General features: G+C 47.8%; 5 protein-coding genes. All 5 read left to right on the forward strand.

Translation table 11 applies throughout. The annotated features are described in order from the left end of the window. The first annotated feature begins 87 nt into the window (after nt 1-87). The 5 genes from QQ055_RS04745 (at nt 88) to QQ055_RS04765 (ending at nt 10,210) form a co-directional block, all read left to right on the forward strand. Entirely contained in the window at nt 88-2,157 is a 2,070-nt protein-coding gene (locus QQ055_RS04745) for a tetratricopeptide repeat protein (RefSeq protein WP_284474313.1), read from the forward strand. Next, nucleotides 2,157-5,114 (forward strand): tetratricopeptide repeat protein, encoded by a 2,958-nt coding sequence (locus QQ055_RS04750; RefSeq protein WP_286004286.1) that lies wholly within the window; start codon nt 2,157-2,159, stop codon nt 5,112-5,114. The genes QQ055_RS04745 and QQ055_RS04750 overlap by 1 nt, the downstream gene beginning before the upstream one ends. Nucleotides 5,115-5,203: 89 nt before the next feature. Then, a complete protein-coding gene (glcD, locus tag QQ055_RS04755; protein WP_283360426.1) occupies nt 5,204-6,679 on the forward strand; it encodes a glycolate oxidase subunit GlcD in 1,476 nt (491 codons plus the stop codon). Between the two features lie 3 nt (nt 6,680-6,682). Continuing rightward, nucleotides 6,683-9,097 (forward strand): sensor histidine kinase, encoded by a 2,415-nt coding sequence (locus tag QQ055_RS04760; RefSeq protein ID WP_284474316.1) that lies wholly within the window; start codon nt 6,683-6,685, stop codon nt 9,095-9,097. Nucleotides 9,098-9,232: 135 nt separating this feature from the next. Continuing rightward, nucleotides 9,233-10,210 carry a class I SAM-dependent methyltransferase gene (locus QQ055_RS04765; protein ID WP_284474317.1) on the forward strand — a complete coding sequence of 326 codons (978 nt, stop codon included), beginning with the start codon at nt 9,233-9,235 and terminating at the stop codon, nt 10,208-10,210. Nucleotides 10,211-10,388 lie beyond the last annotated feature (178 nt).

A 10,388-nucleotide genomic window follows, 5' to 3' on the forward strand; every position in this document is an offset into this window, starting at 1 on the left:
TTTATTGGTGCGAAATGCTAGGGCGGTTTTGGTATTGAGTCTGGCTCAATCCCCGATAATATTGTGCCAAAATCCTTGTAATTGACGATGGTGCGAGTTGATATGTTGGGAAAAACGTTACGGGGGCGCTACAACATCATCAAGCAGTTAGGATGCGGTGGGTTTGGTACGACCTTTATTGCAGAGGACTTGGATTTACCGGGAAATCCCTGGTGTGTGGTGAAGCAACTGCAAGCGCAAGGGGTCGATCCGATGCTGTTCCAAACGGCCCGACGTTTATTTGAAACCGAGGCGCAGGTTCTCTATCGTCTGGGGAAACACGATCGCATTCCTCAATTATTTGCTCATTTCGAGGAGCATCAAGAGTTTTACTTGGTGCAGGAGTATATTGAGGGCGAGGATTTGGCGCAACAGTTTGCTTCAGGGGTGTGGGATGAGGTGCAGGTGTTGCAGCTATTGGAGGATTTGTTAGAGATTCTCGCGTTCGTTCACCAACAAAATGTGGTTCACCGGGATATTAAACCCTCGAATATTATTCGCCGCCAAGCTGATGGGCGGTTTGTGTTGATTGATTTTGGGGCGGTGAAGCAGTTAAGCGCGTTAGGGGCGACGACGACGGGACAAACGCGCAGTACGCTATCGATTGGTTCGCCGGGATATATGCCGAACGAGCAACAGGGGGGCAAACCGCGTTACAGTAGCGATATTTATGCGTTGGGGATGACGGCGATTGAGGCGCTAACGGGGATTTGTCCCAATCAATTACCGGACGATCCTCATACGGGGGAGGTGAGTTGGCGATCGCGCGCTCAAGTCCGACCTCAGTTTGCTGCTATTCTCAATCAGATGGTGCGATCGCACTACAAAGATCGCTACACCACGGTTGAGGAGGTTTTGCAGGATTTACACCGCCTGCAACTGGTTCCGGCGACGAAGTTAACCCAACCGATGACGCCTCCCCCTTCCCCGCCGAGTGCTGCCAGCCGTTGGGGACAGGTGGCGTTAATTTTCTGTACGATTGGGGTAACGTTGGGCGTTTCCCAATTATTCGCCTCGGATCGACCGTTACGAGAGGTGCGCGTTGTACCCACCGTTCCGCCGGAAATTGCCTCAATGCCTATTCCCACGATGTCTCCAGGTCCGATGATGGCGGCGAAACCCACTTCCCCGACGAATCGGACGACGGATTTGTTGATTCAGGGGAATGTGTTGATGGAGTTACAGCGCTATGATGAGGCGATCGCAGCTTTCGATCAAGCGGTGAAACTCAAGCCAGACTATCCGGAGGCGTGGGTAGACTTGGGAAACGCGCTGATGCAGGTGAACCGCTATCCCGATGCGCTGAATGCCTATGATGAGGCGCTGAAGTTGCAATTGGACGATCCGCAAACTTGGTACTATCGGGCGGTGGTTCTCAATGCGTTGCAACGCTACGAGGAGGCGCTAGTCGCCCTGACAAAAGCCCGTCAAGCGGGGTATGAGGAGACGGTGGAGGGGTTGGAAGTTCGAGGTGTCGCCCTAACCGCGTTGCAACGCTACGAGGAGGCGCTGCTGGTGTATGTGGAGGCGATGAAGTTTACGCCGCGTTCGGCGCAGTTGTGGTACAAACAAGGGTATTTGCTCAATCAGTTGGGGCGTCATGAGGAGGCGCTATCGGCGTTGAATCAAGCGCTGGAGTTGCAAAGCGATCGCGTTGAGGCGTTGATTGAACGGGGAAAGACGTTAAGCGAACTCCAACGCTATGAGGAGGCGCTGGCGACGATTGATAAGGCGCTACCGCTGGCGACGGATTCGGCGACGGGTTGGGGAGAGAGGGGCGATCTTTTGTTAAAGTTGGGACGCTACGATGAGGCGATCGCAGCCCTGAATAAGGCGGTCCAATTGCAAGCTGATTATGGGAAGGCGTGGTTTTCTCAAGGATTGGCGTTGGAGAAGTTACAGCGCCATGAGGAGGCGCTGAAGGCGTTCGATCAAGCGGTAAAGTTACAGCCAGAGGATTCTCAGGCTTGGTATCGCCGGGGGGTGACGTTGGAAAGGTTGCAAAAGGTTGAAGAGGCGATCGCATCTTACGATAAGGCGATTCAAATTTGGCCGGCTAATGCTGAGGCGATTGAAAGCCGTAAATATCTCTTGCAGAGTTTAGGACGAAATGAGTAATGGACGAGCAACGTTTTATTTCCCAACTGGAGAGTTTTTATCGCACCCCTGATGTTGAGAAGTTTCAGCAGGTGGGCGATCGCGCTTATGCTCGAATTGGACAACTTTTAAATGGGGCGGTTGGCTGTCTGGAGGCGGATGAAATTTTCTGTGAGGTGGGTCAGGGTTCGCCTAAACTGCTAGGAGAGGCTTTGCGCGATCGCCCGGACTGTTTTACCTACAGCGTTCATGATTTTTCGACGATTCCTGATAGCGAGTCGGAGTTAACTCGTTTTTTAGAGTTTTTAGCGAATTTAAACTTAGAGGAACAGGTTTATGTTTGCGACCAAAGTTTTATTGATTTTGCTCTAGAGTTAAGAGAGGTAGAATCGGAAGGTCGGATTGGGGTTCTTTGTCTTAGCGGCGTTAATGATTATCGCTCTTTGTTGATGGGTTTGTTGTTGATTCGCCAGTTTTTAGCAGAACGGGCGCTGATTGTGCTTTTGGATGTTGATTCGGAAGTGGGACAGCAAGCTTGCTGGGATTTTATGGCAACTTGTCCGGAAGGTCAAGTGCTGCTAGAAAATCTGGGATTAAATCATAATTTATTGATGATTAGTTGGAATCAACAGTGCGAAGAATCGCTAAAACTGTTTGATTTACAAGATAAGCAAAACGAACAAGTTATTCGAGATTTAAAGAATTTTACACAAATTTATCAGCAGCTTGAGCAAATCTATCAGCAGGCGTTGATGCTGCATCAACAAGGACAGTTTGAGGCTGCGGAGGAGCGATATAAGGAACTATTGATCTGGCGTCCTAATGATGCCATCATTTGGTCTAATTTGGGATTTCTTTACTACCAAATTGGAGATTATCGAGAGGCGTTGTTGACTTTTTGGAAGGGACTGCAAATTGATGAGTTAAATGGAGTTTCTTATTATTATCTGGGATTAATTTATGAACACTTCAAGCAATTCGATCAAGCCATTGCTGCTTTTCAAAAATCGATTGAATTAACGCCCGATCTTAGTTTGGCATTTGTGGGATTAGCCCAACGATATTTGAGAGAAGGGAAAACTCAAGAAGCTTTAAGCGTTTATGAAGACGGCATTGAGAAGAATTCGGATGATGCTAAACTTTATCATCATTTTGGGCATTTTTGGCTAGAATTAGACCAAATTAACTCTGCTATTCAAGCTTACGAGACGGCTTTAAGTTTAGAACTAAACTCTGCGGAAATTCGGGAGAGTTTGGAACTGGCTATAGCCCTGAATAATCAATCGCCGGATGCCTATTTAACCCTAGCAAGACGATATTATCAGCAACAGCGATACTCCAGCGCGATCGCCCCTTATCAACATTACCTGAGTCTGGCAGAAGGTAGCCCGGAAATTTACTACGAACTCAGCGAAAGTTTTGCGTACGCGCACCAGGGAGAAAGTGCGATCGCTCTTTTAAAAACTGCTGCTCAAAAATTCCCTAAAGATGCCCAAATTCAATTCTCTTTAATCCTTAAACTGCTACGAAATGGAGAAATTCCCCAAGCAATTATTATAGCAGAAAATGCTTCAACCCATTTACCTGAAGACTACACCTTTAAACAACTTAAATATCTCATCATTCCACCCTTTTATAATACTCCCGAAGAGATTGACCTTTATCGCCAGCGCTTTCTCACGGGGTTAGATCGTTTAATTGCCGAAACGCGCTTAGAAACCCATCAACAACAACAAAGCGCCTTAGAAGCTACCCAACGCTTTACTAACTTTTATCTTGGCTATCAAGCTTATAACATTATCGAACCTCAAAAGCGCTACGGACAATTACTGCATCGCATTTTAGCTGCCAACTTTCCCCAATGGACAGTTCCCCTAGAAATGCCTGTCGTCGGGGATAAAATTCGCATTGGTTATGTTTCCCATTACCTGCACGCCTATAGCGGTACCTTGTGGTTAACGGGGTGGTTAAAATACTGCGATCGCGCCGAGTTTTCCATCCATTGTTACTATACCGGAAATGCCCCCGACTCCATTACCCAAGAATTCCGGAGCTATAGCGATAAATTCTATCACTTTCCCCATAACCTCAGCGCCACTTGCCAGCAAATTCGTAACGACAACCTGCATATTCTCGTCTTTCCAGAAGTAGGAATGGACCCGCAAACCATGCAAATTGCTGCGCTACGTTTAGCCCCCATTCAATGCGTCGCGTGGGGACATCCCGTTACCACCGGACTTCCCACCATTGACTACTTCCTATCAAGTCAATTAATGGAACCCGAAAATGCTCAAGACCACTATAGCGAAACCTTAATTCAACTCCCCAATATTGGCGTATCCTATCCCAAACCCCAGGATATTCCCGCCTTAACCAAAACGCGATCGCACTTCGATTTGCCTGAAGACGCCGTTTTGTATTTCTGCTGCCAAGCCCCTTATAAATACTTACCGCAATACGACCGCATTTTCCCGCAAATTGCCCTCAAAGTTCCCCAGGCAAAATTCCTCTTTTTGCGCGGAACCCAACTCAAACCCAGGTTAGCCAAAGCCTTTGCTGAGTTTGGCTTAAATAGCGAAGACTACTGCTTGCATCGCCAGATCCCCGATCGCAGCGATTACTTAATGTTAAATCTGCTGTGCGACATTTTTCTCGATACTTTAACTTGGTCGGGTGGGAACACTAGCTTAGAAGCGATCGCCTGCAATTTACCCATTGTCACCTGTCCGGGGGAATTCATGCGCGGTCGTCATGCCGATAGCTTCTTAAAGATGATTGACATTACCGATACGATTGCTCAAAATGAGGCAGAATACATAGAAATTGCAGTCCGCCTAGGACTCGATCCCCAGTGGCGGCAAGACCTAAGAGAACACCTGAAACAAAACCACGATCTCCTGTTTGAAGATCGCGCCTGTGTCACCGCTTTAGAATCGTTCTTTCAACAAGCGGTACAGCAAAAAACCGCTTCAAACTAGCACCCCCTTCGCCTCAGCGCGATCGCCCAAACTTAACCCGTATAATCAACCTTACTTATCCCCGTTTTCAGGTTGGATGTTCTCTAGCTATGTTGACTCAGCCCAAACCGCAAAACCTCAATTGGAAAGCCATCATCAAAGAATTTGAACGTCACGTCGGTACCAAAGGCGTCGTTCAGCGTAAAGAAGAATTACTAACCTACGAATGCGATGGGTTAACCAGCTATCGCCAACGTCCAAAACTGGTGGTTTTACCGCGAACCACCGCCGAAGTTTCCGAAGTCGTCAAAATTTGCGATCGCTATTCCTTACCCTGGGTAGCCAGAGGCGCAGGAACCGGACTTTCCGGCGGCGCACTCCCCACCGAAGATTGCGTTTTAATCGTCACCGCCTTAATGCGGAAAATCCTCAAAATTGACCTCGAAAATCAGCAAGTCGTCGTTCAAAGCGCCGTCATCAACAACTGGGTAACGCAAGCCGTCAGCGGGGCTGGATTCTATTATGCCCCCGATCCGTCCAGTCAAATTATCTGCTCCATTGGCGGCAACGTCGCCGAAAACTCCGGCGGCGTTCACTGTCTCAAATATGGCGTCACCACCAACCATGTTTTAGGCTTAAAACTGGTTCTCCCCGATGGTGCCATTGTCGATGTCGGCGGCGAAGTTCCCGAAACCCCCGGTTATGACCTCACCGGCTTATTTGTCGGTTCCGAAGGCACCCTGGGAATTGCCACCGAAATCGCCCTGAGAATCCTCAAAACCCCCGAAGCCATTCAAGTCCTCTTGGCCGATTTTACCAGCGTAGAAGCCGCAGGAGCCACCGTTTCTGACATCATTGGCGCGGGTATCGTCCCGGCGGGAATGGAAATGATGGATAACTTCAGCATCAACGCCGTAGAAGATGTTGTCGCAACCCAGTGCTATCCCCGCGACGCCACCGCTATTCTCTTGGTGGAAATTGATGGTCTAGCCGTTGAAGTGGCCAAAAACGCCGAACGGATCGCCACCCTCTGCCGCCAAAACGGGGCGCGTAATATTACCATTGCCACAGAACCCGCCGAACGCCTCAGACTTTGGAAAGGTCGTAAAGCCGCCTTTGCAGCAATGGGCAAACTCAGCCCAGACTACTACGTTCAAGATGGCGTCATTCCCCGCACGCAACTCCCCTACGTCCTCCAAGAGATTGAAAAACTCAGCCAAAAATATGGCTATGCGGTGGCGAATGTGTTCCACGCCGGAGACGGCAACTTGCACCCCCTGATTTTATATAACAACTCGGTTCCCGGTGCCTTAGAAACCGTGGAAACCTTGGGGGGCGAAATTCTTAAACTCTGCGTTCGAGTGGGCGGTAGTATTTCGGGAGAACATGGCATTGGGGCGGATAAGCGCTGTTATATGAGCGAAATGTTCTCTGAAACGGACTTAGAAACCATGCAATGGGTCAGAAAAGCCTTCGATCCGCAAGGTTTGGCGAACCCTGGCAAAATCTTTCCCTCACCGCGAACCTGTGGCGAAGCCGCCAGTCCCAAAACCCTAGAACGCTATCCCGGCGTTGACCAATTCTAGGGGATGAAACCTTCAATTTTCTTCTCCCGTGCCGCCATGTTCAAGCCACAGCAATTGTTTCCTCTTTGGCAGCGTTTTTTGCAACAAGGATGGCGTCCGCGTCATCTGGTGGTGCTACTCACCATTAGCAGTACCACGCTTGCAATTTCGACAGGGGCCTATATTAGCTATCGGGTCGTTCGGGGTTTAATTTTAGATAATCTCAAACAGAATGCTCTGTTAAAGGTGCAGCGCGAACGGGATAATATCGATCGCTGGTTGGCGGTTCGTAAGGCAGAAGTGACGGCCCTCAGTTACAATCCGTTAGTGCGATCGCTCGATTGGGATTTAGCAGAACCCTTCTTATTATCGGAAGCACAACGCCTTTCAGAATTTTTCGTCTTGGCAATGGTGGACGGTAATGGGTTTGTGAGTACCACCAACGGCAGCCGTAATGAAACCAATGTAATCGCCCGCAAGCATTTCCAACGGGCAATGGCAGGGGAAATCTATGTTTCTGACCCCCTGATGGGTAAGGCTTCTAATGTTGCTCAGGTGATTGTTGCGGCCCCTATTTATCCCCTTAATGAGACGAATGGGCGTCCCATTGGCGAGATGTTTGGCGGGTTGCAGGTCAACCGGATCGTACAAGCCGCGCAAAGCTTGGAATATGGCGAGGGGAGTTACGCTTTTGCCCTCAATTCGGAAGGTCGCCCCATTGTCCATCCCGATCCAACGCGGATGGGGACTTTAGAAAAACCCGCCCCTAGTTTTCTGGAAGCGAGAGATTCAACCCTGCGCCAAGTTGCAGTGCAGATGGTCAACCGCCAAACCAATCTTGAATTGGTGAAGCTAGAAGGTAAGTGGGTTTATGTGGCTTATTTGCCCATGCATGAGGCGAACTGGTCGATGGCTTTGGTCATCCCGCGCGGTAATTTGGAACGGGGACTGCACGCTTTAAATATTCTGGCGAGTGGGGTGGGGGTATTTTTGGCGATCGCGATTTTCGCGGTTTTTCGTCAACTGCTGTTTGCTGAAAACCTGCGGGCTAGAGTTGCCCAAGAAGCACTTCTCAATCGCTTGATTCAACGGATTCGCGCCTCTTTGGATCTCGATGAAATTTTGCAGGTGACGGTCGAAGAAATTGGTCGCTTGTTGGATTTGCAGCGGGTGGTTTTTGCCCTTGTGGATGCCCCTTCGCAAACCCTGGCAATCCGTCGCGAATATACTCAAGGAGTACCGTCGGCCGTTGGTCAATTTTATTTCAATGCCCATTTGGCACAACAGCTACAACACCAAGAAACGGTTTACCTGAAAGGGGTTGAGGAAACGCCATTCGATTTAGAATTGTTGGCTGAGTCTTATTTGGCTTTGCCCATTGTTGCCCCTACGGAGTTGCAAGGCGGTTTTTTGATTGGGATTTGCGGCAAACCCTGGCAACCTCTGGCCGCAGAACGAGAACTGCTTCAGGTGTTGGCGGATCAGTTGGCGATCGCGATTAATCAAGCCCATCTTTACAGCCAAACTCGCGAACAGGTACAACTCCTCAATGAAACTCTAGAAGATTTGAAAACCACTCAATCCCAACTCGTCCAAAGCGAGAAAATGTCGAGTGTGGGGCAAATGGTGGCGGGAGTGGCCCACGAAATTAATAATCCGGTTAATTTTATCTATGGGAATTTGCCCCACGCTAGCCAGCACGTTGACGATTTACTGCATTTGATCGATCTGTATAAAGCGGCGTTGGTTTCTCCTACGGCGGAAATTGAGGCGTTTGAAGAGGAGATTGAACTGGAGTTTGTCACCCAAGATTTGGTGCAAATCCTCACCTCGATGCGAATGGGGGCCGAACGCATTCGACAAATTGTCCTCTCGCTTCGCAATTTCTCTCGCTTGGATGAAGGGGAGAAAAAACCCGTCGATCTCCATGAAGGGATTGATAATACGCTGTTGTTATTGCAACATCGCCTGAAAAATCGCATTCAGGTGATTAAGGATTATGGATCGCTACCGCTTGTGGATTGCTTTCCGGGGCAAGTGAATCAGGTGTTTATGAATCTGCTCAGTAATGCGGTGGATGCTCTAGAAGAGAGTTATACCGAGTTAGAGATGGAGAATGGAACAGGCCCAAATTCTTTAGAAAATCCCGCAATTTGGATTCGGACTCAGCAGGTTGACGAACGCCATGTCACGATCGCGATCGCCGATAATGGTCCTGGAATTCCCCTAGCCATTCAAAATAAGATTTTCGATCCCTTCTTCACCACTAAACCCGTCGGAAAAGGAACGGGTTTGGGACTCGCCATTAGCTACCAACTCCTCGTGGAAGGACATGGAGGCAAAATCCAAATTCTCACCCCAGAGACGGGCGGAACTGAATTTTTATTGACGCTTCCGATTAATTCGGGTCAACTCGTGGCGTCTAGCAAGTCTGTTTAATTTCACAAGATAAACACAAGATTAAGAAATATGTAGACTTTGTTAGATCTCCACCAATTCTCAATATTGGCGTTTAAAATCTTGAAAATCATTAATTTAAAAAATTCGCCGAACCAACATTTTTAAGAGGTTGTTATGGCAGCAACATCATTCGTTAAAAATGGAATTGTCTTTTTAATTGATGCTTTGACAATTCCTTTAACACCCTTCGTTGCACTTTTTAGCAAAATTCAATCTCGGATCGGTCCTAAACGTCTCCCAATTAGCTATAAAATTTGGGACTTCTTTGGTGTAATGCCCCTCAGCTATCACTACTACCAACCCGTCTTTAACGCTTCAGAACTGAGCGAAAAAACCTGGACAGAAGAAGACCCCCTTTATGGAATTGACTTAAACACAGAACAACAACTCACCCTTCTAGGTAAGCTCCAATACAATGATGAATTGACTCAATTTCCGATTCAAAAAAAGAGTGAAAATTCTCTAGATTTTTACTATGACAATTGGATGTTTTGCTCTGGCGATGCTGAAATTCTCTACAGCCTCATTCGTCATTACAAACCGAAACGTTTAATTGAAATTGGATCGGGATTTTCGACGCGCATTGCCAAACAAGCCATTGTCCGCAATCAACAGGAGGGATATCGCACCGAGCATACTTGTGTAGAACCCTATGAAGCGCCTTGGTTAGAAAAGTTAGGCGTCGATCGAGTGATTCGCGAACGGGTAGAAACCTTACCCATTGATTTTTTTGAAACCCTAGAAGCCAATGATATTTTATTCATTGATTCTTCCCATGTTTTGCGGACGCGAGGCGATGTTTTTTACGAATATTTGCAAATTCTTCCCAAACTCAAAAGCGGTGTAATTGTTCATATTCACGATATTTTTATCCCCTTTGAATATCCCAAAAGCTGGCTGACTCAGGAACGCTGGTTTTGGACAGAACAATATTTGCTACAAGCTTTTCTCGTTCATAACTCCGCCTTTGAAGTGCTATTAGGACTCAATTATCTGGCTCATCATCATCGAGATGCACTGAATCGTTGTTGTCCTGTCTTTGAACAACAAAAAGATCGAGTGGCTAGTTCTTTTTGGATTCGCCGTAAATAAACTCAATCAGTCCCAGAAACTGGGTTTCTCAGCGAAAAATATAGCGTTTTTTTGATTGGATGAGATCCGGCACGATCTAAATCCCCCTTAGTCAGGGGGACTTTGGAAGAAAGTGATACTTCACGAACCTGAAAAATGCTGTAAGGGTTTCAACTTGAGCGATTTGCAAGAAACCCGG

The sequence above is a fragment of the Geitlerinema calcuttense NRMC-F 0142 genome (assembly GCF_030285425.1).